Annotated in this window: 25 protein-coding genes; 5 read left to right on the top strand and 20 right to left on the bottom strand. The window is 68.8% G+C overall.

Annotation, left to right across the window (positions count from 1 at the left end; all coding sequences use genetic code 11):
- Positions 1–16: 16 nt before the first annotated feature.
- Complete coding sequence (locus F4556_RS16675) at positions 17–1636, bottom strand: PKD domain-containing protein (RefSeq protein ID WP_184916305.1); 1620 nt, start codon at positions 1634–1636, stop codon at positions 17–19.
- 224 nt (positions 1637–1860) lie between these two features.
- Between F4556_RS16675 and F4556_RS16680 the strand changes: the two genes are divergently transcribed.
- Complete coding sequence (locus tag F4556_RS16680) at positions 1861–2484, top strand: GDSL-type esterase/lipase family protein (RefSeq protein WP_184916308.1); 624 nt, start codon at positions 1861–1863, stop codon at positions 2482–2484.
- Here F4556_RS16680 and F4556_RS16685 read toward each other — a convergent pair.
- The 7 genes from F4556_RS16685 to F4556_RS16715 form a co-directional block, all read right to left on the bottom strand.
- Complete coding sequence (locus F4556_RS16685) at positions 2465–3256, bottom strand: ABC transporter permease (protein ID WP_184916311.1); 792 nt, start codon at positions 3254–3256, stop codon at positions 2465–2467. The two genes, F4556_RS16680 and F4556_RS16685, sit on opposite strands and share 20 nt — an antisense overlap.
- A complete protein-coding gene (locus F4556_RS16690; RefSeq protein ID WP_184916314.1) occupies positions 3253–4236 on the bottom strand; it encodes an ATP-binding cassette domain-containing protein in 984 nt (327 codons plus the stop codon). Before F4556_RS16690 ends, F4556_RS16685 begins: the two co-directional genes overlap by 4 nt.
- A gap of 65 nt (positions 4237–4301) precedes the next feature.
- Positions 4302–5150, bottom strand: a complete 849-nt coding sequence (locus F4556_RS16695) for a DUF4097 family beta strand repeat-containing protein (RefSeq protein ID WP_184916317.1) — start codon at positions 5148–5150, stop codon at positions 4302–4304.
- An 86-nt stretch (positions 5151–5236) separates the two neighbouring features.
- Positions 5237–5749, bottom strand: a complete 513-nt coding sequence (locus F4556_RS16700) for a toxin-antitoxin system HicB family antitoxin (RefSeq protein WP_184916320.1) — start codon at positions 5747–5749, stop codon at positions 5237–5239.
- A gap of 211 nt (positions 5750–5960) precedes the next feature.
- Positions 5961–6629, bottom strand: coding sequence for an ATP-dependent endonuclease (locus F4556_RS16705; RefSeq protein WP_184916323.1), 669 nt, complete (start codon positions 6627–6629; stop codon positions 5961–5963).
- Positions 6630–6674: 45 nt separating this feature from the next.
- Positions 6675–6965, bottom strand: coding sequence for a hypothetical protein (locus F4556_RS16710; protein WP_184916325.1), 291 nt, complete (start codon positions 6963–6965; stop codon positions 6675–6677).
- Positions 6958–7518, bottom strand: coding sequence for an RNA polymerase sigma factor (locus tag F4556_RS16715; RefSeq protein WP_184916328.1), 561 nt, complete (start codon positions 7516–7518; stop codon positions 6958–6960). Before F4556_RS16715 ends, F4556_RS16710 begins: the two co-directional genes overlap by 8 nt.
- A 224-nt stretch (positions 7519–7742) precedes the next feature.
- Between F4556_RS16715 and F4556_RS16720 the strand changes: the two genes are divergently transcribed.
- A complete protein-coding gene (locus F4556_RS16720; protein WP_184916331.1) occupies positions 7743–8306 on the top strand; it encodes a dihydrofolate reductase family protein in 564 nt (187 codons plus the stop codon).
- Between the two features lie 33 nt (positions 8307–8339).
- Here F4556_RS16720 and F4556_RS16725 read toward each other — a convergent pair whose 3' ends face one another.
- Together F4556_RS16725 and F4556_RS16730 are read right to left on the bottom strand one after the other, a co-directional pair.
- Positions 8340–9077 carry an SDR family NAD(P)-dependent oxidoreductase gene (locus tag F4556_RS16725; RefSeq protein ID WP_184916334.1) on the bottom strand — a complete coding sequence of 246 codons (738 nt, stop codon included), beginning with the start codon at positions 9075–9077 and terminating at the stop codon, positions 8340–8342.
- Positions 9078–9089: 12 nt separating this feature from the next.
- Positions 9090–9596, bottom strand: coding sequence for an SgcJ/EcaC family oxidoreductase (locus tag F4556_RS16730; protein WP_184916348.1), 507 nt, complete (start codon positions 9594–9596; stop codon positions 9090–9092).
- A gap of 105 nt (positions 9597–9701) precedes the next feature.
- Here F4556_RS16730 and F4556_RS16735 point away from each other — a divergent pair, with 105 nt between their 5' ends.
- From F4556_RS16735 to F4556_RS16745, 3 genes are all read left to right on the top strand, one after another.
- The gene (locus F4556_RS16735) at positions 9702–10148 is read left to right on the top strand and encodes a MarR family winged helix-turn-helix transcriptional regulator (RefSeq protein WP_184916360.1); all 447 of its coding nucleotides are present in this window, start codon (positions 9702–9704) and stop codon (positions 10146–10148) included.
- A 362-nt stretch (positions 10149–10510) separates the two neighbouring features.
- On the top strand, positions 10511–11476 hold the full coding sequence (locus tag F4556_RS16740; protein ID WP_184916364.1) for an FRG domain-containing protein: 966 nt from the start codon (positions 10511–10513) through the stop codon (positions 11474–11476).
- Positions 11477–11717: 241 nt separating this feature from the next.
- Positions 11718–12104 carry a DUF6193 family natural product biosynthesis protein gene (locus F4556_RS16745; protein ID WP_184916367.1) on the top strand — a complete coding sequence of 129 codons (387 nt, stop codon included), beginning with the start codon at positions 11718–11720 and terminating at the stop codon, positions 12102–12104.
- A gap of 10 nt (positions 12105–12114) precedes the next feature.
- Here the strand turns inward: F4556_RS16745 and F4556_RS16750 are convergent, their stop codons facing one another.
- The 10 genes from F4556_RS16750 to F4556_RS16795 form a co-directional block, all read right to left on the bottom strand.
- A complete protein-coding gene (locus tag F4556_RS16750) occupies positions 12115–12972 on the bottom strand; it encodes an IS5 family transposase (protein ID WP_184916370.1) in 858 nt (285 codons plus the stop codon).
- Between the two features lie 90 nt (positions 12973–13062).
- Positions 13063–13458: a hypothetical protein gene (locus tag F4556_RS16755; RefSeq protein WP_184916373.1), complete on the bottom strand. Its 396-nt coding sequence runs from the start codon at positions 13456–13458 to the stop codon at positions 13063–13065.
- Positions 13459–13497: 39 nt separating this feature from the next.
- Positions 13498–13800, bottom strand: a complete 303-nt coding sequence (locus F4556_RS16760) for a hypothetical protein (RefSeq protein ID WP_221504257.1) — start codon at positions 13798–13800, stop codon at positions 13498–13500.
- Between the two features lie 83 nt (positions 13801–13883).
- A complete protein-coding gene (locus tag F4556_RS16765; protein WP_246511033.1) occupies positions 13884–14351 on the bottom strand; it encodes a hypothetical protein in 468 nt (155 codons plus the stop codon).
- Positions 14352–14410: 59 nt separating this feature from the next.
- Positions 14411–15631 (bottom strand): IS256 family transposase, encoded by a 1221-nt coding sequence (locus tag F4556_RS16770; protein WP_184910583.1) that lies wholly within the window; start codon positions 15629–15631, stop codon positions 14411–14413.
- A gap of 70 nt (positions 15632–15701) precedes the next feature.
- Positions 15702–16130 (bottom strand): hypothetical protein, encoded by a 429-nt coding sequence (locus F4556_RS16775; RefSeq protein WP_246511034.1) that lies wholly within the window; start codon positions 16128–16130, stop codon positions 15702–15704.
- Positions 16123–18819, bottom strand: coding sequence for a TniQ family protein (locus F4556_RS16780; protein ID WP_184916378.1), 2697 nt, complete (start codon positions 18817–18819; stop codon positions 16123–16125). The genes F4556_RS16775 and F4556_RS16780 overlap by 8 nt, the downstream gene beginning before the upstream one ends.
- On the bottom strand, positions 18816–19934 hold the full coding sequence (locus F4556_RS16785) for an AAA family ATPase (protein WP_184916381.1): 1119 nt from the start codon (positions 19932–19934) through the stop codon (positions 18816–18818). The genes F4556_RS16780 and F4556_RS16785 overlap by 4 nt, the downstream gene beginning before the upstream one ends.
- The gene (locus F4556_RS16790; RefSeq protein WP_184916384.1) at positions 19931–22060 is read right to left on the bottom strand and encodes a TnsB C-terminal domain-containing protein; all 2130 of its coding nucleotides are present in this window, start codon (positions 22058–22060) and stop codon (positions 19931–19933) included. Before F4556_RS16790 ends, F4556_RS16785 begins: the two co-directional genes overlap by 4 nt.
- Positions 22057–22764 carry a TnsA-like heteromeric transposase endonuclease subunit gene (locus F4556_RS16795; protein WP_184916387.1) on the bottom strand — a complete coding sequence of 236 codons (708 nt, stop codon included), beginning with the start codon at positions 22762–22764 and terminating at the stop codon, positions 22057–22059. Before F4556_RS16795 ends, F4556_RS16790 begins: the two co-directional genes overlap by 4 nt.
- Between the last annotated feature and the right edge of the window lie 133 nt (positions 22765–22897).

Genomic DNA, 22897 nt, shown 5'->3' on the forward strand with positions numbered 1-22897 from the left:
GCGGGGTGACGAGCAGTCAGCCCTTGTCGTAGAAGCCGAACATGTCGATCACCATGTGGGTGCTACCGGAGCTGGCGTTCCAGAAGTCCACCCCGCCGCCCGGACCGGCGGGCGCCTGCACCAGGTTCGGCACCGTCTGACCCCGGGTCCAGTTCAGCGTGGAGACGTTCGGCCGGGTCGGCTCCACCCAGCTGCCGTCCCCGAGGTTCGGGTCCGGCGCGACGGTCAGGAAGCCGTCGGCCTGGGTCGCCGTCACCGTGCTGTTGAGCACGTAGCCGGTGACGTCAGGCCCGCCGGCCGGGAAGATCATCGGGATGTACTCGCCGCTCGGCACCGCGCCGTACTGCCACTCACGGGTGTCGAGCAGGCGGAGCGGGTCGATCGGAATGTAGGCGCTGGCGCCGGCCGCGCTGTAGTAGCCGACCACATCGACGATCACGTCGGTGGGCGCGCCACTGCCGTTGGACACCCGGATCTTGCCGTCCGCGCCGACCGGCACGATCACCGCGTTGGCGATCGTCTGGCCCGGCCCGAAGTTCAGGTTGGACGCGAGGGGCTTCGGCACGTCGTTCGGGTAGATGGTCAGGAAGCCACCGCCCTTGGCGGCGGTCGTGGTGACGTTGAGGGCCACGGCCGTGACACCCGAACCGGGCAGCGGAGCCTGGTCGCTGCCGAAGATCTGGACCGGGAACGAGCCGTTGCCGGCCACCTGGCCCCGGGTGGTGCCCACGCCCTCGCGGGTGTCCACCAGACGTGCCGGGCTGATCGGGGTGAAGCCGCTGGAGACCTTCTGACTGAAGTAGCCCGCGATGTCCGCGATCACGTCGACCGTGCCGCCGCTGCCGTTGTACAGCTCGACGTAACCGTTGGCGCCGACCGGCACGACCGACAGGTTCGGCACCGTCTGCCCCGGCGTGAAGTTCACGTTCGAGGTCGTCGGGCGGGGGTCTTCGCCGCCGGACGGGTAGGCCGTGATGAAGCCACCCGTCTGGGGGTTGGTGACCGTCAGGTTGAGGACCGCGGCGGTCACGCCGGCCGGGATGCTCCCGTTACCCGCGATCTTCAGTCGGGCCGTGGCGCCCGGAGCGATGCTGGCGCCGCGGGTGTCGAGCAGACGGGTCGGGCCGTAGGCCGTGTAGTGCGAACCGGCGGTGGTGATCGCCATGCTGTCCGAGACAGCACCGCTCGCGTCAGTGGCCGTCACGGTGATGGTGTACGTACCCAGCTTGGCGTACGTGTGGTTCGCCTCTGCGAAGTTCTCGGCGTCCGTGTTCGCGGTGCTGGTGGTTCCGTCGCCCCAGGCGATGGTGACCGGCACCGAGCCGGAGTTCCCGCCCACCGAGGCGGTCAGCGAAATGCCGCGCCCGCTGTTGGGAATGGCCATGAAGCCCACGATGAGATTGGACTCCGCCCGGGGGCTGACTTCACCCTTGGCGGCGCGAGCCTTGATCGCCTTCTCGCCGGGGCTGACGAAGGTCTGGAAACCCGAGGACTTGATGTCCTCCAGGGTCTTGGAATTCACCGGCTTGGAAACAGCCTTGGCCGGAGCGGGCTCGGCAGCCTGGGCAGAAGCCGGGATGAGCGTGAGACCGGCCGCGAACAGTGCAGCGGTCGCGATGAAACGACGGTGGGACACCCGTGCTCCAGTGATTGTATGAAGAGACGGCAAAGGCCGTGATCGCTGAGCATACATAGCACCGGGGACACTCAAAGCGCCTCCCCCACATGGCTGTTCGTGTCATGCCTTTATTGCTGATTTGTCCGTATTGAAGCCCGCGCAGTGACTCCCGGACCTCTGCATGCCGTCCAAGGAGCGAAACTCCGCACCCCCGCCCCCACCCCACTGCCAGGATCACCGCCATGACCCACGACCTGCGCATCTGCTTCGTCGGCGACTCCTACGTGGCCGGCGTCGGCGACCCCCGGTTCCTCGGCTGGGCCGGCCGGCTGGCCGCCCGCACCATCGCCGCCGGACAGCCTCTCACCGGCTACAACCTCGGTGTCCGGCGCCAGACTTCGAGCGATGTGCTGAACCGCTTCGAGGACGAGTGCGGCCAACGGCTGGCCCCCGCCACCGACCCCCGGGTGGTGCTCTCCGTCGGCGTCAACGACGCCACCCTCGAGAACGGCCGTCCCCGGGTCGCCCCTGACGAGTCGTCGGCCAACCTGACCCGTCTGCTCGACCGGGCCACCGCCAACGACTGGTCCGTCCTGGTGGTCGCCCCGCCCCCGGTCGCCGACCCCGGTCACCAGGCCCGTACCGCCGGGCTGGACCGGGAGTTCGCCCGGATCTGCCGCACCGCGGGCATCCCCTACGTCCCCGTCCACCAGCCCCTCGCCGCCAACCCCGTCTGGATCCACGAGGTCCGAACGGGCGATGGCGCCCACCCCGCCGAAGCGGGATATGACGCCATTGCCGACCTGATCGCCCCGCACTGGGACACCTGGCTCAGGGCTGTTCCGACTACTTCGGGTCGCGGTTGAAGACCGCCTTCGACCAGCGGTAGCCGAGCACGGAGAGCGCCAGGCACCAGGCGACCGCGAGCCACCCGTTGTGGCCGATCTCGGTGCCGAGCAGCAGCCCGCGCAGGGTCTCGATGGCCGGCGTGAACGGCTGGTACTCGGCGATCGGCTGGAACCAGCCCGGCATCGCGTCGACCGGGACGAAGGCGCTGGAGATGAGCGGGAGGAAGATCAGCGGGATCGCGTTGTTGCTGGCCGCCTCGGCGTTCGGGCTGACCATGCCCATCCCGACCGCGATCCAGGTGAGCGCCGTGGCGAAGAGCACCAGCAGTCCGAAGGCCGCGAGCCACTCCAGCGCGGTCGCGTCCGTGGAGCGGAAGCCGATGGCCACGCCGACGGCGCCGACCAGGACCACGCTGGCGACCGACTGCAGCACGCTGCCGACGACGTGCCCGACGAGCACCGAGCCGCGGTGGATCGCCATCGTGCGGAAGCGGGCGATGATGCCCTCGGTCATGTCGTTGGAGACGGAGACCGCGGTGCCGATCGTGGTGCTGCCGATGGTCATCAGCAGCAGGCCGGGCACCAGGTAGGCGATGTACGCGGAGCGGTCCGCACCGCCGCCGCCGATGCCCGCGCTCATCACGTCGCCGAAGACGTAGACGAAGAGCAGCAGCAGCATGACCGGCGTGAGCAGCAGGTTCAGGGTGAGGGACGGGTAGCGGCGGGCGTGCAGCAGGTTGCGGCGCAGCATCGTGGACGAGTCGCGCACGGCGAGCGAGAGGGAGCTCATCGGACAGTCTCCTTGGGCTGGTCGGTGCCGGTCAGGGCGAGGAACACGTCGTCGAGGTCGGGGGTGTGCACGGTCAGCTCGTCGGCCTCGATGCCGGCGGAGTCCAGCCGGTCGAGGAGGGTGCGCAGCTCGCGCTGGCTGCCGTCGCTGGGGATCTGCAGCGCGAGCGCCTCGTCGTCCCGGGTGACCTCGCGCAGCGCCGAGGCGGCGCGCTGGTACGTGTCCGGGTCGGCGAACCGGAGCCGGACGTGGCCGCCGGGGATCAGCCGCTTGAGCTCCTCGGCGGTGCCCTCGGCCGCGATCCGGCCGTTGTTGAGCAGGGCGATCCGGTCGGCGAGCTGGTCCGCCTCCTCCAGGTACTGGGTGGTGAGGAAGACGGTGACGCTGTCCGCGACCAGCTCGCGGATGATCTGCCACATGGTGTGCCGGCTGCGCGGGTCGAGGCCGGTGGTCGGCTCGTCGAGGAAGATGATCCGCGGGTTGCCGACCAGCGTCATGGCGATGTCGAGGCGCCGCTTCATGCCGCCCGAGTACGTCGAGGCGGGCTTCTTCGCCGCCTCCGCCAGGTCGAACCGCTCCAGCAGCTCGGCCGCCACCCTGCGCCCCTCGCGCTTGGACAGGTGGTGCAGGTCCGCCATCAGCAGCATGTTCTCCTCGCCGGTGATCAGCCCGTCGACGGCGGAGAACTGCCCGGTGACGCCGATCGCGGCCCGTACGGCCTGCGGGGCGGCGGCCAGGTCGTGGCCCGCGACCTGGGCCTGGCCGCCGTCGGCGGTGATGAGCGTGGAGAGGATCTGCACGGTGGTGGTCTTGCCCGCGCCGTTGGGCCCGAGCAGCGCGAAGACCGAACCGGCCGGGATCCGCAGATCGATGCCGTCGAGGACGGTCTTGTCGCCGTACGACTTGCGCAGGCCGACGACGGAGACGGCGGCGGGGGTACCGCCATCCTGCCTGGGCGTGGGCATGACAGATGAAGGCATGGAGCCCTCCCCTTTCGAAGGGTGAAGAGATCGGGGTGAGTCGGGCGAGCTTGCGGGGGCGGTGCTCAGGCCTTGGCGCGGCGGATCTCGATGTTGCCGTACCGGGTGCGGGCCCGGACCTCGACGGTGTCCTCGCTCTGCTCCGGGGCCTCGGAGGCGGTGAGCGTGTTGCGCACCTGGCCGGAGCCCGAGCTGACGTCGAGCCAGGCGGCCGTACCCTCGCGGACACCGACCTCGATGGCGCCGTACGAGGTGTCCAACTGGACGGTGCCGCGGGCCACTTCACCCACCCGCAGGGTCCCGTGGGCGGTGGTGGCGGTGACCGAGCCCTCGGCCCGCCGGATCTCGATGTCGCCGTTGGCGCCACTCACCCGCAGGTCGCCGGTCGCGGCGTCGACGGTCGTGGTGCCGTGCGAGTTCTTCAGGACGGCGGAGCCGTCGACCACACCGATCCGCAGGCTGCCGGAGCTGGTGGTGATCTCCGCCGAGCCCTCGACCCGATCCACGGTGATCGAGCCGTGCGAGGCGATCAGCTTCAGCGGTCCCGTGGTGTCGAGGCGGACGTCACCGGACGAGGTCTTCACCCGGGCCTCGCCCAGCCGGCCCTCGCCGAGCACCTGGGTCCAGGCGCCGGTCACGTCGATCCGCGAGCCCGTGGGCAGTTCGACCGTCACGTCCACGACACCGGTGCGACCGAGGCCGAGCAGGTTGGACTTGGGCGTCCTGACGGTCAGTACGCCACCCGCGAAGGTGACCTCGGTCTGGTCGGCCGTCCGCACGTCCCGGTCCTTCTTCGGGTCGCGGGGACGCACCTCGACGACGGTGTCGGGGCGGTCCCCCGCGATGAACTGGATGGCACCGGCCTCCACGTGCGCCGTGGCCGAGATCGCGTCAGGAGTGTCGAAAGAAGGCATGGCTGTCCCGTCCTCTTGGGTCTTCAGGGCGTCCCCGCTGGTGGGACGTGGTGTGGGTGAAGTGGTGCGGGCGAGCAGGGGCGCGACTAGCGCACCCAGCCCGTGATGCTCTGTCCGATGGTCTGGGTCTTCTCCGGCGTACGCGGCCGGGTGCCGCCGTCGACCGCGGCCGACACGGCGCGGACCAGCCACGCGTTGACCGACAGGCCCTCGCGGCTCGCGGCCTCCTCGGCGCGGGCCTTGAGGTGGGCCGGCAGCCGAAGGTTGACCCGGGCGGTGCCGCCCTCGTCGCTCTCGGCCGGGGCCTGCAGCGGTTCGGCGGGCGCGGCCGGCGCCACGGGGGCACTGCCGCCGGTGGGCGGCAGGGTCACCACGAAGTCGGGGTCGAGCCCACGCAGCCGTACGTCGACCGAGCCCGGGGCGAGCTCGCGGGTCACCTCGTCCATCGCGGCGGAGAGCACGTTCAGCATGGTCAGCCGGGTCGCCGACTCCAGGGGGGCGGTGAGCCTCTCTGCCAGCTCGCGGGCTTCTTCGCCGCCGGCCTCGGCGGCCACCGCGAGTTCGCGGCGGAGGGTGTCGACATACGGGGTGAGGTCCATGACGTCATCATGGCACCACTATGGCGCCACACGCAAGCCCCGATGGCACCTTCGGCGCGGCGAACTCGCCGCCAGCCGTTCTACCTGCGAAAACGCACCGGCATCAGCCTGAGCCAGTGTGGCACCATGCTTGCCTGAAGGGCTGCGGGCGCACGAAGTGGCACCGGGTGGCATCACCTGGCACCAGGTGACGCCACCCGGTGGCACACCGCTACAGCCGGGCCAGCAGGCGGTCCAGCGGCCGAGGCACCAGGGCGAGGTCCAGGTCGTCCACCAGCGCTCGCGCGTACTGGCTCTTCCGGCCGCTGATGGTCCCCATGAAGCGCCGCAGCTGCCGCTCGACGCTCCGCTCCCGCTGGGCGGGCTGCTTCTGGAAGACCCGGAACGCCCGCAGGTCGCCCTGCGCCTCGAACACCTCCTGCACGGCGGCGGCACCGAGCGAGCGGATCAGCTCCTCCTCGAGGTCGGCGACGCACACGTAGAAGCCGAGCGGCTCCATGTCGGCCCGCGTCAGGTCGGCCCCGAGGCCCGCCCGCTCCAGGGCCCGGGAGAAGTAGCCCTCCTCGCCGGCGTCACACAGCCCAGCCACTCCGACACCCAGCCCCTGCGGCCCCAACAGGCTCAGGAACCTGCCGATGTTGGTGACGCCCCCGAGCGGGATGACCGCGACACCCTCCGCACCGAGCGCGCGGCCGTGCCGCCCGGCCAGCGCTTCGACCGCCACCTGGTCGCTGACCCCCTCGACCAGTACGGCCGTGCGCACGGCGCCGCCACCGGCCAGTTCACGTGCGGCCGCAGCGGCCGCAGCGGCCGCCGGAGCCCCCGAACCGCCGCCCGCCCACTCCATGGCCGCCAGCCGGAACCGCCCTGTCGCATCCATGGCCCCACCCTCTCAGCCGCACCCGGCCGAGCCGGAGGGATTTCCTCAAGATCGGATCATCGGCCACCCACGAGCCTGCCGGGCGACGGACAGCTCGCAGCGACCGTCCACACACGAACGCTCCAGCCGCCCGTTCGAGACGGTCTGCAGCAGCCCGATCGCCCAGCACATCGGACACCCGCGCAGCGCGAACAGACCGACCGGCGCCAGCAGCAGGCCGACCGGTCCGACCACCGGAAGGAGCAGCAACGAACCGGCCAGGGCGCCGAATCCCAGCGCGCCGCGCACCAGGTGCCGGGGCACCGAGGCGCTGGCGAAGTCCTGACGGTCAGTCATCACCGCCTCCCGGGAAGGGCTCGGACGTTCCCTGCAAGGTCTGACGCACCGTCGCGCGGGCGCGGTGCAGCCGCGACTTCATCGCGGCGGTGCTGAGGCCGAGCGCATCGGCGACCATCCGCCCGCTGTAGCCCTGGATGTCCCGCATGATCAGCACCCGCCGCTGGTCGGCCGGCAGAGCGGCGATCGCCGCCGCCACCCGGCCCGCCTCCAGCCGCTGCAACACCTCGTCCTCGAAGGACGGCACGACGGCGTCCGGCACCGGCCCGTGACTGCGCAGCACCAGCCGCGCCCGCCGCAGGCACTCGTTGCGCACGATCCGGAACATCCACGAAGCCAGCGCCCCGGAGGCCCGCAGCATCCCGATCTTGCGGTACAGGATGATCAGCGCCTCCTGCGCGGCGTCCTCGGCATCCTGCGGCGAGGCGCACAGGGAGCGCGCGAACCGCTGCACGTGCGGGTGCGAGCCGGACACCAGGGCCGCTGCGGCCTCGGCATCACCCTCCTGCGCCGCGGCGATCAACTGCTCGCCGGGCCACCTGAACTCAGCCATGCGAACGCCCCCGCCGACGCCGCACGACGACGGCGCACGCGCAGATGAGCACGGCCGCGATGATGACGGCACCAATGATCACGACAAACCTCCGGCTCCCGTGCCGACCCTGTTGCCCGCACGGACATGAGAGGCACGACCACCGCCAAAGGATTCACCCCGGTCGAAGAGTTTCCCGCGCGCCGGTCCGTACACGTGAGACCGACTCCCGGAAGGCTGGCGCCATGCGGAAACTGATCTACGGCATGAACGTGAGCCTGGACGGCTACATCGCCGCGCCCGGCGACGACATCGGCTGGAGCGTGCCCAGCGACGAGCTGTTCCAGTTCTGGTCCGACCGGCTGCAGGCGACCGACCTGTCGCTGTACGGGCGCAAGCTGTGGCAGACGATGAGCCCCTACTGGCCGACCGCCGACCAGCAGCCCAACGCCACTCCGGCGGAGATCGAGTTCGGGCGCCGCTGGCGGGACATGTCGAAGGTGGTGTTCTCCTCGACGGTCGACCAGGTCGACTGGAACACCCGCCTGGTCACCGGCGACGCGGTCGCCGAGATCACCCGACTCAAGGCCGAGGACGGCGGCCCGATGGACATCGGCGGCGCGACGCTCGCCGGGGCGGCCATGCGGGCCGGGCTGATCGACGAGTACGTGCTGGCCACCGCGCCGGTCCTGGTGGGCGGCGGCACGCCGTTCTTCACCGCGCTGGACGACTGGGTGAACCTCAACCTGGTGGAGACGCGAACGCTTCCCTGCGGCGTGATCCTGACCAGGTACGAGACGAGGCGCTGAGCGCCCGGACTATCCCCGAGCCATCTCTCACCTTCAGGTGCGGGCGAGGGCGGTGAGGGTGCGGTGGCGGGGGAGGATGCGGGCGGCGGCGAGGAGCAGGCGGTTGGCCGTGCCGGGCACGACCGTGGGGCGGCTGCGGCGGCGCAGGGCGCGTAGGGCGGTGGCGACGACCTGTTCGGGGGTCTGCACCAGGGCGGCCGGTGCGTCGTCGTGCGACTGCGACTCGGTGGCGGTCATGCCCGGGCAGAGCGCGAGGACGTGGATGCCGGAGGCCCGGTGCTCGGACCAGAGTGCCTCGGAGAAGGCGGTGACGAACGCCTTGGTGGCGCTGTAGACGGCGAGGTCCGGCAGCGGGGTGTGGGCAAGGGTGGAGGAGACGTTCAGCAGGGCGTCGCCGGGTCGGGCCTGGGCGAGGAAGGCGTGGGAGAGCGTGACGAGGGCCTCGCAGTTGAGGCTCAGCATCTCGTGGGCGTGGGTGAGTGGGGTCGTGGCGAAGGGGCCGGTGGTGGCGGTTCCCACGTTGTTGACCAGGAGGTGGACGCGTCGGTCGGCGAGGAGTCGGACGGCCTTGTGGCGGCCGTCGGGGTCGCCGAGGTCGGCGGCCAGGTGGTCGTGGCCGGGGCCGAGTTCGGCCATCAGGGCTTGGAGTCGCTCCTCGTTCCGGGCGACGGCGATCACCCGGTGGCCGCTCGCGGCCAGGCCGCGGGCGAAGGCGCGGCCGATGCCGGCGCTGGCTCCGGTGACCAGGGCGGTCGGCTGGGTGGTGGGCATGAGGGCTGCGTCTCAGTTCGCGGCGGGTCGGGTGGCCGGCTGGAAGCGGAAGGAGACGGCCTCCATCAGGGGCTTGCGCTGGGTCTTCTGGACGGCGGCGATCCGCCACCGTCCATCGGCCTCGCGCACCACCGTGTACGTGGCCAGCTTGCCGAGCTTGCCCTGCTTGCCGCCCTGCTCCGGGGTGCCGCCCTTGCGGACGTCGCCGCGGGTGACGACCACAGCCGCGTCGGTGCCGTAGAAGCGCAGGTCGGTGATGTCGAGGATCAGCCGGGTGCCCTTGAGGAAGCTGTCGAACAGGGCCTGGTGAGCGCGGCCGATCTCCTCACCGCCGTGGTAGACGGTGCCGACGTAGGTGACATCGGTGGCGTCCTCGGTGAAGCAGGCGCCGTACGCGGTGCCGTCGCCGTCGGCCCAGGCTGCGGCGCCGCGCTCCAGCAGGGCGCGGATCGCGGCGGCGTCGGTCGCGCGGGGGGCGGCGGTGTGGTGGTTGGCGGTCGTGGTCTCGTGCTCGGTCATGGTCTCCCCTTCCATGATAACTTCTTTGAAGAAGTTACTTCGTCGAAGATTTCTCTTCCTTGAGGAAGAGATTAGGGAGTGAAGGAACCCGTGTCAACGCCTGCCGTGCCATCCGATGCGAGTGAGGTCTACCGCCGGTACCTGAGCGCCGTGATGCTGCACGGCCATGCCAGCGCCAAGGCCTGCGAGCTCGGCGCCACCGACCTCTACGCGCTGAACATCCTGCAATTGACCGGCCCGATGACCCCCGGCGAGCTCGGCGCCCGCACCGGCCTCACCACCGGGCCGACCACCCGCCTCATCGATCGCCTCGAACAGGCCGGCTACGTGCGCCGGGCCCCGGACCCCGGAGACCGCCGCAAGTTGATCGTCGAACCGATCGGCAAGCCCGCCGACCTCGACCGGGTCATGGCCCCGGCCCGGCAGCGGATCGGCGAGCTCCTCAGGGGCTACTCACCCGAGCAGCTCGCAGTCCTCTTCGACTACTTCGCCCGCGCCACCGACGCCTACCAGGAAGCCGCCGAGCAGCTGCGCACCCACAACGCCGACTGAAGCGCCGCCGCGGATCACGGAGACCTACAGGTCAGGTCAGGTCATGTAGGTTCTCAGCCGCGATGTCATCCGACGAGGTCCTGACCTGGACGTCTTCGGTCTGTCTCACGCCGTGTCAGGCGAGCCCAGTCTCAGATCCGTGTCGGTGTCTGTGCCGATGGTGCAGCGTGCCTCGGTGGCCATGTCCATCCCATGCTCCACCTGGGTGACCGTGGCTCCGCCCAGTGTCGGTGGCATAGACGTGGTAGTCGGCGAGGTCGGCTGCACCCCGCCGTCGGCTGCCGCGCGCGCCCGCGGACCGTGTGCCACGCTCGATCCACGCAGGCCCACTGCGGCCCGGGCACCTGGGCAAGGAGTGCGCCATGGACGCTCCCCAGCGATATTCACCCGGACGTTTCTTCCGGGACCGCGAAATCAATGAGAAGGTCGGCATCAACTCTGAAAAGACCCTATGGGAGTGGATAGAAGCAGGCGCACAGCCTCCACGACCAAAAGGAAGCGTGCCTCTACCTCCAGAGTCCGAGCAGACTCTCTACCGCGGCCAGCCCGATGCTGGCTATGCACTAACCTCCCGGCTCTTCCGGGAAATATGGGCAAACGACCGCGCCGCGACTGAGAGTAAAATGCAGAATGCCGAGCGGCACCTTCTGAAAGTCCTGAAGTACGGTGAAGGGCTTGGACGACTGATGACAGACGGCGAACTCCTCGCCGTTCTCCAGCATCACGGAATTCCTACCCGGCTCATCGACGTATCCGCTGGACCATTCGAAGCCCTCTTCTTCGCCGTCGACCATGCAGAGGACACCGACGGCCGCCTCTTCATCATCGAACTCCCCGCCGCCAAGGATGGCCTGCCCGACACCATCGACCTCACCGCCCAGGAGCCACTGGAGTGGGAGGGCACCGCGCTCGGGCCCCACTACGCCAAGTCCACCTGGACGAACCGGGTCGCGGTGATTCACCCCCACGACCTCGACCCCCGCATGCGCGCTCAGCGGGGCCGCTTCCTCGTCGGCGGCCTGACCGCCAGCTATCCCGACCGAACCATGATGTTCAAGGGAAAGCGGCTCGCCGCACAACAGTTGGATGAGACTTCTAATCTCAGTATCTTCTTCCCGAAGAATGCAGTCTCCGGCACCAAGTGGCCAGCCAAAGCTTGGACCGTGCGCATCAAGAAGCAATGGAAACGCGGGCTGCGCGACCGCTTGAAGGCCCTGGACAAGCCGATCACCATGGACAGTATGTATCCGCCGATCGGCGAAGTTCGCAGATTGGCGCTACGGGAGATTGGCAGATTATCCCGGACATACTCGATTCCGGCAAAATGAAGGCTACCGGCCGCGTCGCCCGTTTCGATGTGACGGACAGTTCCTCTGCGCGATGCCATTCCCTCAGACCGCGTTTGAGATCTGCCGTGTCCCGTGGCTGGAGTGCCACCAGAGCGACCGCCGCGCTGCTGAGAATGGTGTCGGGCAACGTGGCAGATGGGGCACGGGTGGAAGCGTTGCCTCGTCAGCCAAGGGGCCTGGCACGTGGATCAGTCATTCCAGAGTTCGCTAATGTCCGAGCATGGCCGACAACGACACGCTCCGGACAGCACCTACCGACCCTGTGGCAGCCCAGTGGCAGCTCGTGCGGGAGATGAAGGCGAACCACATCGACAGAGCCCTTGTAGAGGCGGCGTATGCAAACCCTGTCCTCCGGGGCCTGTTTCCGCTCGTCAGTCATGGATCGCTTCAGTTCAGCCGCTGCACTGGCTTCCCTTGGTCGAAAGACGTGCCCTCGATCTTTCCCGACCACGGAGGGTTCCGCGTGATTCGGCTGTATGAGCCGGGAGGGCAGGTCATTGGCTCCCTTACAGCCGATGCGGCCGTGGAGCTCGTAGTCTCGCACCTTCCTGCGGACTGCGGTCCTGCCATTGACGGAACACCCGACGTCCTCGAACCGCTCAGCTGAGTCAGACAACTTATCGGGATGCGGAGCCCACGAGCGGGCGCGGGCCTGGGCGGGTGGCTGGCCGGCCTCGGGTGAGTCGGCGGACCATGATGCCGATCATTGCCCAGCGGATCATGGTCTCCGATCGAGCCGGACTGGTCTCGTAGTCCCGCGCGAGGCGCCGGTGGGCGATGAGCCAGGAGAATGTGCGTTCCACCGCCCACCGCTTGGGCTGGACCTGGAAGCCGCGCTGGTCGGGGTCCTTGCGGACGATCTCCAGGTCGCGGCCGAGGATCTGGGCGGTCCATTCGACCAGGCGGCCGGCGAATCCCTGGTCGGCCCAGACCTTCCGGACGCCGGGGTGGTCGAGCCGGGTCCACAGCAGCGGCCGTCTGGCGCCGTCACGGTCCTGGACGTTGGCCGCGACGACGTGGACGGCCAGGAGCAGGCCGAGGGTGTCGGTGACGATGAACCGCTTACGGCCCTTCACCTTCTTGCCCGCGTCGAATCCCCTGGTCGTGGCCGGCACGGTGTCGGCGGTCCGCACGGACTGCGAGTCGATCAGTCCCGCACTCGGCTCGGCCTCCCGACCGTCGGCCTCCCGGACCCGCCCACGCAAAGCATCGTGAATCCGCTCGACAGTGCCGTCGTCGTGCCACCACGTGAAGTACCAATACACGGTCGGCCACGGCGCGAAGTCATTCGGCAGCTGCCGCCAGGCACACCCGGTCCGCACCACGTAGAAGATCGCATCCACGATCCACCGCCGCGGATGCTTCTCCCGCCGACCACCCTTCGGTCCCACCCGAGCCGGCGGCAGCAACGGCTCCACCAATGCCCACTGATCATCCGTCAGATCCGACGGATACCCACCCCTGTCAGCACTCACTCAACGCTCAACGACCCCACAAGCCGCGGGACACGGCAGATCTCAAACGCGGTCTCAGACCGTCCAGCCGGCTGCCACGCTGCCGGGGCGTCATGAACCTGAGCCGTCAGCCATCCGTTCCATCCACTCGCGCACGGTCACCGCGTGCTCGATGCGGTTGACGATGGCCTTCTTGGACGCCGTGTCCAGAGTCTCCGGGATCTTGTCGAAGGTGTTGGGAAGGACGTCGAGCAGACCCCAGATCTGTTCGCCAGTGTTGACGGTCAGCAGTTGCTGGCACCTCCACTGCAGCGGCATCTCGAGACGGTGCGTGAGCCGCTGCACGAGCGTCGGGAGCAGGTAGTGCGTCGCCTCCGCAGCGAGGTGCTCCCGGAGCCAGTCGACCGGGAGCCGCTGGCTGAAGCTGTGCATGGCGGCCTCTTGGGCCAGGTCCAGGAGCTGAGCGGTGTCGACGGCTCGAACAGTGCGAGGAAGGCTCGGGGTCATGTCGCGATGATGCCAAGAAGTCCCCGCGGGGCCGAGAGGTCAGCTGGCCCAGGATGCGATCTGCCGACGGGCAGGGCCCCAGACTTCCTCGAACTCCTTGGAGGTGAGTTGCTCGGGGTCGTGGCCTTCCCATTCCGAGATGGGCAGCTCGGCGGTGATCCCGAACCTACTGTCGTACTCATCGAGGTGGCCTGCGTCGCGGGCCCGCTGCCACTCGGCGAGGGAGGCAGCTGCGACCGGGGTCAGCTCAGGCCCTTCGAGTTCGACCTGCCGGATCACCCAGCCTTCGGGGGCGACCTCAAAGTAGAACCAGGTGTCTTCCTCGTCCCAGTAGCAGCGCATCCATGTCGTCACCAGGCCATGATGCCGGGCCAGATGCGCCGCCCTCCTCCGGTTCGAGCTGGCAGATCCCAGAGCTGAGCTCGTTACTCGTCTTCGTCGTCGAAGGCGTAGGGCGGGATGGTCCATCGCATCACCGTCTCGCCCGCCTCGTCGGCTTCGAGCGTGACCGGATAGACCTGGCCGGCGTCCCGCTCACCGCGGTGCCTCATCGAATGATCGCCTTGATCCCATTCGATGCCGAGCACCTGGCAGCCACCGACCTCGATTGCTCCAACGCGGAGCGGGTGGTGCCACCCTGCTCGCCGGAAGCGGTGGAAGTCGGTGTGCTTGTCGATGGAGACCATGAGGCCCTTGCCGTGGAGGCGGTCGCACCAGGCAGTGAGTTCAGCGGCGCGTGCGGCTGCCTCGGCCAGCGGGAGGTCAAGCCACCCGTGCGGTCCGTCGACGCCGTACTGCGCGATCCGATCGCCGCCGAACTCGGCGTGTGCGTCGTCCGCGTACCGGCCCCAGTAGGTGACATCGGCGAGCCCGTCGGCCGGCTCGTCGTTCATCCCCGTCCAGGCGTCCAGGTCGTGTCCCGTGGAGTGGTGTAGTGGTCGTGCGCCAACGGTCATGCGGTGGGCGGTAGTTCGTCGCGGGCGTGTTCGGCGGGGTAGATCTGGTCCATGCTGCCCTCGGGTAGGTAGCGGCGGGGGAAGGCGATCCATTCGTCGTGCATCTCGAACAGCACGGCGGTGACCAGCCGCAGGAGCGCGTCGTCGTTCGGGAAGACCTGGACGACGTCGGTGCGGCGTTTGATTTCGCGGTTGATCCGCTCCAGCGGGTTGGTGGACTGGATCTTCTTCCAATGTCGCTCCGGGAAGCCGGCGAAGGCGGTGAGGTCGTCCTTGGCCTCCAGCAGCATCGCTTTGACCTTGGGGAACTGCTTGCCGAGCATGTCGGCGACGGTGTCCAGCTGAGCTCGGACCGCGGCTTGGGTGGGTTGGGCGAAGATCGTGCGGATGGTCGCGGCGACCATCTCGGCCGCGTCCTTGGGGATGATCGCGAAGGTGTTGCGCAGGAAGTGGACGCGACATCTCTGGTAGGCGGCTCCGAGCATGACCTTGCGGATCGCCTTGACCAGGCCGCTGTGGTGGTCGCCGATGACGAGGCGGACCCCGGTCAGGCCGCGTTCGCGCAAGTGACGCAGGAACTCGGCCCAGAACACCTCGGTCTCGCTGTCGCCGACCATCACCCCGAGCACCTCGCGGCCGCCGTCCTCGGTGATGCCGGTGGCGACGACCACGGCCCGGGAGACGATCTGGTGGTTCACCCGCGCCTTGCAGTAGGTCGCGTCCAGGTAGATGTAGGGGAAACGGGTGTGGCCGAGCGGCCGGGTGCGGAAGGCGGTGAGCTGTTCGTCCAGGTCAGCGCAGATCCGGGAGACCTCGCTCTTGGAGATGCCGGTGTCCGCTCCGAGGGCTTTGACCAGGTCGTCGACCGAGCGGGTGGACACGCCCAGGACGTAGGCCTCCATGATGACCGCGTAAAGGGCCTGGTCGATGCGGCGCCGGCGCTCCAGCAGGCTGGGGAAGAAACTGCCCGTGCGGACCTTGGGGATGGCCAGCTCCAGATCGCCGGCCTGCGTGGTCAGGGTCTTGTCCCGGTGGCCGTTGCGCCAGGTCGTACGGGCCTCGGTTCGCTCGCCGGGCTCGGCGCCGATCCGGGCGGTGGCCTCGGCCTCGATCAGCTCCTGCAGGATCCGCTGGGCGAGGGTCCTGATCAACTCGATTCCGTCGGCCGAACGCAGTGACTCCATGAGGCGGAGTAGGTCAGACTGGGATAAGGCCATCGCGTACCTCCCTGGGTGAACTCGCCGTTCTACACAGAGAGTTGCGCGATGGCTGCCCCATGACCAGGGGTCACTCCAAGATCCCTGCTACACCACTCCACGGGACGCCATCGGCGTCCAGCCCCGCAGCGTCGCCGATGACCATGCCGCACCGGTCGACGGGCAGGTCCCCGAGCGGAATCCGCACCGACCGGTCCGCGGCCTCGGGCCACTTGCGACCGAGGCTGATTTCCAGGGTCGCGATCGTCGGCTCCTCATCGAACGGGGACGGCGAGGTGCTCGCGCTCACCCTCAACGGCCGGTCGGCGGCGGCCGGGACGGCGGCCGCCTCGCACAACCACTCACGAAGATGGCCTCCTCCCGAGGACGCGACCGTCCTGGCGCGCTCAGACAGGGGCTGGCCCAGCTCCCGCCAGTAGTCGATCCACCCGGCCATGCCGAGCACCAGCACTCCGGACGGCACGTTGACGGTTCCGAGGTCGACGAAGGTCTCAGGCATGCGCCGATTGTGCCTTGCCAGTACGGCAGGATTCGTTGCGAGGTATCGGCACCCGTCGCCGGAGCCTCCGAGCCGCGGTGGCGACCTCCTCGCCAACCGGTGTCAGCCTCATCGGGCGGCCGCGCTCGGCGCGCTCAAACAGGGGGTGCCCGAGGTCCCGTTCGAGACGGCTGATCTGGGTCACGAGCGCCGACTGGTTGATCCCGAGGGCTGCGGCAGCCTCGCTCATCGTCGGGTAGGAGACGGCCGCCAGGAAGCGATCCAGTCGTTGCCACGCGTAGGGGCTGGTGAGGGCCAGCCGCAGGATGGGTGGCAGCTTGGCGGTCGCATCGGGAACCCGCAGGGCGGCGTCATGGCTTCCCCCGCCGCGCGGCCGAAGCGGGATCTCGTGGCTGCGGGCCCACCTGGCCATGTTCGCGGTGCTCATGCCTTTCTCGCGGGCGAGGTCGGGCAAGGTCCGCCGGTGGTGGACGTACTGCTCGAAGAGCCAGTCGCGTTCGACGTCACCGCATCGCTTGTAGTCCTGTGGGCCGTTGCGGAGGGGGATGCCGTATTCGCGGGCGAGGCCGGTCAGGACGCTGCGGGAGAAGCCGGTGAGGGTGGCGATCTGCTTCAACGAGCGGTGTTCGCTGAGGTAGAGGCGGGTGAAGGTCTCCTTCGGCAGTTCCCGACGGGCTTGGAGCCGGATGTGGCCGGTGGCTCTGGCGGTGTTCTTCGTCATAGGGGGTGGGGGTGCTGGATGTTCGTCGAGGAGCTGCCGGATGGCCTCGACAGTCGTGCCCAGGACTTGGGCGGCGTGCTGAACGGGGTGCTGACGTTCTCGGACGAGCTGGTGCAGGCGAGGCAAGTCGATGTGCGCCGGGTCGGGTCCGGGAAGGGAGAGACCGGCCAGCAAGGCGGTGGGAGGCTGCCAGGTCACGGGCTCGTCGTGGATGTCGTGCGAGGCCAGGAAGCCGAGGGCTTCCTGCTGGAGGGCGTGTGCGAGTTCGGGGGTCTGAAGAGCGGTGAACCGCACGGAGGTTGCCCGAAACTCTGCGCAGTCGAGCCCGCCCAGTTCGTCGGGGAATGACTCGGCAGGCAGGCCGCTGAGGCGGCGGAAGAGCTGGCTGCGGGCGATGCGTTCGCGCCGACCAGCCCCCGGAGGTGTTCCTGTACGGAGACAGATCTCCAGCCAACGGTCGTGGGGAAGCAGGCCGGTGTAGTCCAGGATTCGGCGCCGCCCGTAGTCGATGGGGGTGTTGTCGGCGTCGAGGTGGTCGGTGAGCCGGGTCAGGGCGGTGACGATGTCCGGCCAGTGCGGAAGATCATCGAGTTCCTGGAGGAGGCGGGAGATCTCGATGCCGTCGGTGACGTCACCGGCCAGGACGGCGGCCTGATCCAAGGAGACCCGGCCGTCGGGGATCAGTAGCAGGGCGGCGAGGACGGGGCCCAGGGTTCGTGCGTGGATTCCTTCGGCTGGTGCGAGCCGGACCGTCCATGCCGGCCAGAAGAGCGTGGGGATCTTCCTGGAGCGTTGCTCAATGGCCAGCGCGGTCCTGGTCGGCCGTCGTGGCGACTGGGTCGCAGTGCGGTAGCGCAGGTGCTCACTGGGCCGCAGGGACGGGGCGAGCGCGGCCAAGTGCACGGACTGCAGCACCGGGCTGATGCCCTGTCCCCAGTCGTCGATGCTGGTCACCGAGATCTGTGTGAGCTCGTCGCGTACAGCTTCCAGCAAGCCTCGCAGGGCCTCGCCGGCCGGACGGATTCCGGGTCTCTGCAGGATATTCAGGGCGCCGGTGATCGCGACCGCAGTGTCTGCGGCCCGCGGCGGGGCCATGAAGCCCGGGCGGTCCCCCGCCTGCCCGGCAGCGGCGGGCCCCTGGGAGAGATATGCCGTCGTGATGTCTTCGGGGAGCCACTGCCCCAGGGCCTCGGCAGGGAGGTCTGCCAGGAAGCGGATGCCCAGGGCCCTGATGTCGGCCAGGACGGCTGCCGTCGGCTGCGGGGTGGCCGCGTAGGGGCCGAAGGAGGCGGTCATGGTGTCGATGGCGGCCATCACCCGGTCCTGCGCTGTGAGAACGGGGTGCCCGGGAGGCAGGAGGAGTGTCGGAACACGGCGAAGGTCGCTGCCACATCCGACGGTGACCGGGCCACCGGGCCGGACTGGCGGGTTGCCGCAGAGTTCTGGCCGGGGAACGGAGCGGCCCGAACAGGGCCGCTGTCTGGGAACCCTCCCGCAATCCGGACAGCAGTCGGCCAGCAATCTGCGGTGACGGGTGCAGGCGAAAGAGAAACCGAGCCGCCAGGACAACTGCCAGCGACCGTCGGCGCTCGCAAGGCAGTCCGGGCAGAACCGGGAACCCCGCCCGCGGCCCCAGAGGACATGCCGCGACACGAACCGTCCACCCGCACTCGTCCGCAGGGCCCGCCCGTCGTAGTGGGCCAGCGTCAGTGCGGTGATCGCCTGCGAGCTGATGCCGGTCGCGTGCGCGACGGCAGCGGTCAGCCGCTCGTCGAGGAAGATCGTCCAGTCGGCCGGGATGCCGTGGTACTGGTTTCCGGCCCGCTGGCGGACCGGGAAACCAAAGTGCAGCAGGACATCGCCGAGTGTGGTGTCCATCCGTCGGGCCGCCGCTTCCAGCCAGGAATCCAGGGCCTCGCCGGGCAATGGGGGAAACCGGATCGGCAGGGTGCGGGCCGGCGGTCTCATGCGGCTCGTCGGCTTCGGGATCGTGGGCGGCTGGTCAGCCGCTTCTTCTCCAGCGCGACCTGGAGTTCGAGGCGGGCCGCCTCGGATGCTTCGTCGTTCTTCACCCGGTCCATCAGCTCCTGATCCAGCCGTTCGGCGCCGGTGCGGACCGCCCGCTGGCAGCCGCGGTTGATCAGCGTCATCAGCGAACCGATGTGTCCGGTGCTGCGAGCGAAGAGGTAGTCCGACAGGTCGTCCGCGAGCATGCCGGGGTGCTTGTCGGCAAGGACGACGCGCTGTTCGAGAGCCAGCAGCATCTGCCGCCATTCCCAGCGCCCGGCTTCCCCGTCGATGGTGAACGGGCGAAGCCCCAGACGGGTGGTGCGACGGCCGGTCTGAGCCAGAGCGGTGTCGCGCCCGTTCGTGCCTTCACCGAACAGGCCCTTCTCCGCGAGCTCGACCCCCACCATCAGCAATGTCACCGGGAACTCGTTGGCGATCCACTTCAGGTGATTGCTCACCTCGATGCCGCTCTTCTGCCCCCACTTCAGGAAGTGCAGATCGTCCAGAACCAGCACACGGACATCACAGGACAACACGCAGTCCAGCACCCGCCGTCCGAACTGGGCGGTGGTGCCCCGCCCCTGTCCGGGGTGGCCGAAGAACTCCAGCATGGCCCGGTTGAGGTCCTTCATCCCGGTGTTCCCGGTCAGCCCGACCCGACAGACAGGAATCCGCTCGTGCCCCTGGCTCGTGAACGGGCCCGACTCATCGATCTCCCGCTGGTGGAAGTCGCGGGCGAAGGCCAGCACCGAGGTCGTCTTGCCGAGCCCCGGGAACGCGTCGACGGCCACCGCTCCCTTGGCCTTGTCGCCGTCCTGCTCGTTGCTGTCGACGATGTCCCACAAGTCCTCGTGGAGCTCCGCCAGTTGCGGTGTCTTGACCGGGCCGATGTTCGCGTGCCACATCCGGCGCCGCCGGTCGTAGTCCGCCCGCTCCTGTGTGGCCAGGGACTTCAGCTGCTTGCGGGTCAGCAGATCGGGCCGGCTGCGGCGCGGACTCTCGGCGAACGCCTTGAAGTCCTCCTTCCGCGACAGGGCGAGATTGGCCGGCCCCGGAACACTGTCCTCGCTCACACGTCCTCCAGCGCATCGGCGTAGAAGTCGTTCTCCGCAGCGAGGTCCTCCAGATCGGCCTCGTCGTCGTCCCCCGCCTCCGCCACCATGTCGGGCTCCCGCGGTTTTGCGGGCTCCTCGTCCTGACCGAGGGCCTTGCGTACAGACGGAAGCGAGACGACCGCCTCCTCCTCGCTCTCGGGAAGCTCGATGGCGGCCTGCTCGCGCGAGAGCCGCAGGGCCATGCGCCGCTCGGCAATCGTGGTGCCCAGCCCGAGGTTCCACCGCTGAAGCAGATCGGCGACAGCGAGCCGGTCGTCGGGGAAGCGATACTTCGAGGCGGCCAGCCGACGGGCGAACATCAACGCGTCCTCGCTCAGCGGCATCTCGGCCGACGGTGCGTGCTCCCAGACCAGCGTGTGCCAGGACCCGGTCACCGGATCGCGGAAGTAGATCCGGGTGATGTCGTCGGGGTCCACCTGGAACGGCCAGCCGTTCTTCATCGGCGAGTCGTAGGGACTGCGGATGCCCGGCTCCGGCAGGCCCGGGCCGCTGTAACGGCGGCGGCCGATCTCCACCCCGTAGTGCTGGACCGTGCGCCACTCGGTCTTCAGGAACTCAAAGGCCAGGTCCTGGTCGCGGGGTGCTTCGATGTAGCCCGCCCGCGCCATGCCGTGCTCGAACATCTTCGCCGGGGACATCCGCAGCCCCGGCAGCCCTGGATCGATCAGACTGGAGTGCGGCCTGCAGTGATAGACCGTCGCGGTCCACTCCCGGATGATCGCCTCCAGCTCGTCGAGGAAGAAGAACGCTTCATCCTCGGGGCTCTCGCCCCGCGAGTGGATATCGGGCCCCTTGTAGCCGGGCAGCACCTGCAGCAGCCCTTCCCGCAGGGTCCGGAAGTAGCGCTCCACCGGTCCCTTGTCGCGGCCCGTCCGCAGGCGGGCCGGCTGGATGGAGATGCCCATACGGCGGCAGACGCTGGTCAGATGCTCCGAGACGTAGACCTTGCCGTGGTCGACCACCAGCGTCTCGGGAACCAGGGGCGGCGAGGCCAGCCCCGGCCCGGTGACGCCCTCGACATCGACCAGGACGGTGCGGGGAATGCCGTGCTCGGGCCAGACCGCGTGCCGCGGCCAGTCCCGTCCCGCCGGCCTCGGCCGAAACGACTGGAAGAGCACCGCGCTGACATCCGCCGCCTTCGTCGAGACCGGCGTGAGCCGGATCCCCGTGATGCAGCGGGTGTACCAGTCCATCCCGACGCTCAACTCGGCCTGCACCCACTTGAGCGTCAGCGGATCGAACGCGAAGACATCCAGACGGGTGGAGTCCATCACCAGGTACTCGCCCGGCCGCGTGGGCCGCAGCTTGCCATACGGGCCCTCCGGCCGACCGGCAATGTCCCGATTGCGCTTCGTGCTCAGCCGGAACAGCGGATGGCGTCGCTCCAGCTCCTCCATCAGCCGAAACGCCGTCGCCCGACTCGGCTGCGGCACCACTCCCTCACCGAACCGCGCAATCACCCGGGCCCGGGTCCGCTCGATCACCATCGTCCGCGACGGCCGCGACCGGTCGATGTGCTCGACCATCACCTCCACCGCGGTCTCCACCCACCGGTCATCGACCGAGGTCTGTGACCGCTCCGAACGCGTCCTCCTCGGTGCAAGGCCGGCCTCGCCATGCTGGAGAAATCCAGCGACCCAGCGCTCGATGGTGCGGGCCGTCACGCCAAGTTCCGCAGCTTTGGCAGCCTTCCTCGCTTCCATCGGCACTGCCGTGGCGTAGGCGGCCTTCGGTTCGTCGTCGGCCGCCAACTCCCCGCTGCCGGAGCGGTAGCCGGTCAGTACCTCGCGGACGTGCCCAGCTCGCTCCAGGACTTTCTGTCTCTCCTCCGCATCGAGTTGCCCAAGGACCACGGAGGCGATCTCGCCTTCGTCATCTGCGGCCGGTCCCGGGCCATCAGGACTGATCGCGGCACGGTCAGAGAACAGCAACTCCTTGAGCGACAGCCGCAGAAGCCGCCCGTGACCATCCTTCAGGACGACTTCATTACCCGCTGTGGTCGCGGCCATCTCCACCACCTCGACGGATTCCCCGTCGTAGCGGAAGCGCGTACCAACTCCGACTCGGGTCGCCGCCCTGCTCACGCTGACCTCCGCAGGATGCGCGAAGGGCCGAGAGGCTGGTCGAGATCGGTGACGAAAGTCTGCTTCCAGAGCAAATGGTAGAGAGTGGAACGGACTTGAGGTTCCGGATGATCCGGCAGACACCTCATGGCTTGTCCAAGAGGAAGCCCGTCAAGATCCGCTTCCCGCAGCGCTTCCAAAATCTCGGGCTTGAACAGCCAGTCCCTGCGGTAGCCCGCGAGGAACCGGATGTTCTCCAGCTCTGCGGCCGGAGGCTCGCTCCAGACCTCGTACTCCCATCCCCGGGATTCCACCGCCCTCCGAGTCCAGTCGAAGGTGAACGCCACCTCCGGCTTGGACAACCGCTGCAACGGCTTGACGTCGACAACCACCGGCACCGGCCCGGTGAGCAGAAGATAGTCCGGGATGTGCCGACGCGTCTTCCCCTCCAGCACCGTCTGCAGCAGAAAGGGCTGGGCCACAACAGCGCGTACAGACGGATCAAAATCGGCGAAGAGCAGACGCGACAACTCAAGCCGTGACTCGTAGATCACGTGATCGCGCATCGTCGCCGACCAGTAGGTGCCCGAGTAGTGCTTCTGGTCCCTGTACCAGCGGAACGTCCGCCACGGATGAGCTATCTGCAGCGACGCCGGCGCCACAGACGCCCATGAGCACTCTTCAATCCCGCCACCGTGCCCACGAAAGCTGACAGTCGCTTCCATCCCCGCTCCCGAGTTGGAGTTGCCCCTCGACAGCACGATGCTCCCGCCCAACATGCTGACGGGAGCACAGCAGCAACACTCACTCGAACGAGGTACGGCAGCGACCTGCGAATCTCAGATCGGTGTCGGATCC

Origin of the sequence: Kitasatospora gansuensis, assembly GCF_014203705.1 — a bacterium.
Lineage (GTDB): Bacteria > Actinomycetota > Actinomycetes > Streptomycetales > Streptomycetaceae > Kitasatospora > Kitasatospora gansuensis.

Coding starts and splice junctions, on each gene's coding strand:
- F4556_RS16725 (WP_184916334.1), bottom strand. CDS start 9,077: ATGCCCACCACCCAGCCGACCGCCCTGGTCACCGGAGCCAGCGCCGGC.
- F4556_RS16680 (WP_184916308.1), top strand. CDS start 1,861: ATGACCCACGACCTGCGCATCTGCTTCGTCGGCGACTCCTACGTGGCC.
- F4556_RS16795 (WP_184916387.1), bottom strand. CDS start 22,764: ATGGAAGCGACTGTCAGCTTTCGTGGGCACGGTGGCGGGATTGAAGAG.
- F4556_RS16705 (WP_184916323.1), bottom strand. CDS start 6,629: ATGGATGCGACAGGGCGGTTCCGGCTGGCGGCCATGGAGTGGGCGGGC.
- F4556_RS16755 (WP_184916373.1), bottom strand. CDS start 13,458: ATGACCCCGAGCCTTCCTCGCACTGTTCGAGCCGTCGACACCGCTCAG.
- F4556_RS16765 (WP_246511033.1), bottom strand. CDS start 14,351: ATGAACGACGAGCCGGCCGACGGGCTCGCCGATGTCACCTACTGGGGC.
- F4556_RS16700 (WP_184916320.1), bottom strand. CDS start 5,749: ATGGACCTCACCCCGTATGTCGACACCCTCCGCCGCGAACTCGCGGTG.
- F4556_RS16690 (WP_184916314.1), bottom strand. CDS start 4,236: ATGCCTTCATCTGTCATGCCCACGCCCAGGCAGGATGGCGGTACCCCC.
- F4556_RS16760 (WP_221504257.1), bottom strand. CDS start 13,800: ATGCGCTGCTACTGGGACGAGGAAGACACCTGGTTCTACTTTGAGGTC.
- F4556_RS16780 (WP_184916378.1), bottom strand. CDS start 18,819: ATGAGACCGCCGGCCCGCACCCTGCCGATCCGGTTTCCCCCATTGCCC.
- F4556_RS16775 (WP_246511034.1), bottom strand. CDS start 16,130: ATGCCTGAGACCTTCGTCGACCTCGGAACCGTCAACGTGCCGTCCGGA.
- F4556_RS16770 (WP_184910583.1), bottom strand. CDS start 15,631: ATGGCCTTATCCCAGTCTGACCTACTCCGCCTCATGGAGTCACTGCGT.
- F4556_RS16720 (WP_184916331.1), top strand. CDS start 7,743: ATGCGGAAACTGATCTACGGCATGAACGTGAGCCTGGACGGCTACATC.
- F4556_RS16715 (WP_184916328.1), bottom strand. CDS start 7,518: ATGGCTGAGTTCAGGTGGCCCGGCGAGCAGTTGATCGCCGCGGCGCAG.
- F4556_RS16740 (WP_184916364.1), top strand. CDS start 10,511: ATGGACGCTCCCCAGCGATATTCACCCGGACGTTTCTTCCGGGACCGC.
- F4556_RS16745 (WP_184916367.1), top strand. CDS start 11,718: ATGGCCGACAACGACACGCTCCGGACAGCACCTACCGACCCTGTGGCA.
- F4556_RS16695 (WP_184916317.1), bottom strand. CDS start 5,150: ATGCCTTCTTTCGACACTCCTGACGCGATCTCGGCCACGGCGCACGTG.
- F4556_RS16710 (WP_184916325.1), bottom strand. CDS start 6,965: ATGACTGACCGTCAGGACTTCGCCAGCGCCTCGGTGCCCCGGCACCTG.
- F4556_RS16685 (WP_184916311.1), bottom strand. CDS start 3,256: ATGAGCTCCCTCTCGCTCGCCGTGCGCGACTCGTCCACGATGCTGCGC.
- F4556_RS16730 (WP_184916348.1), bottom strand. CDS start 9,596: ATGACCGAGCACGAGACCACGACCGCCAACCACCACACCGCCGCCCCC.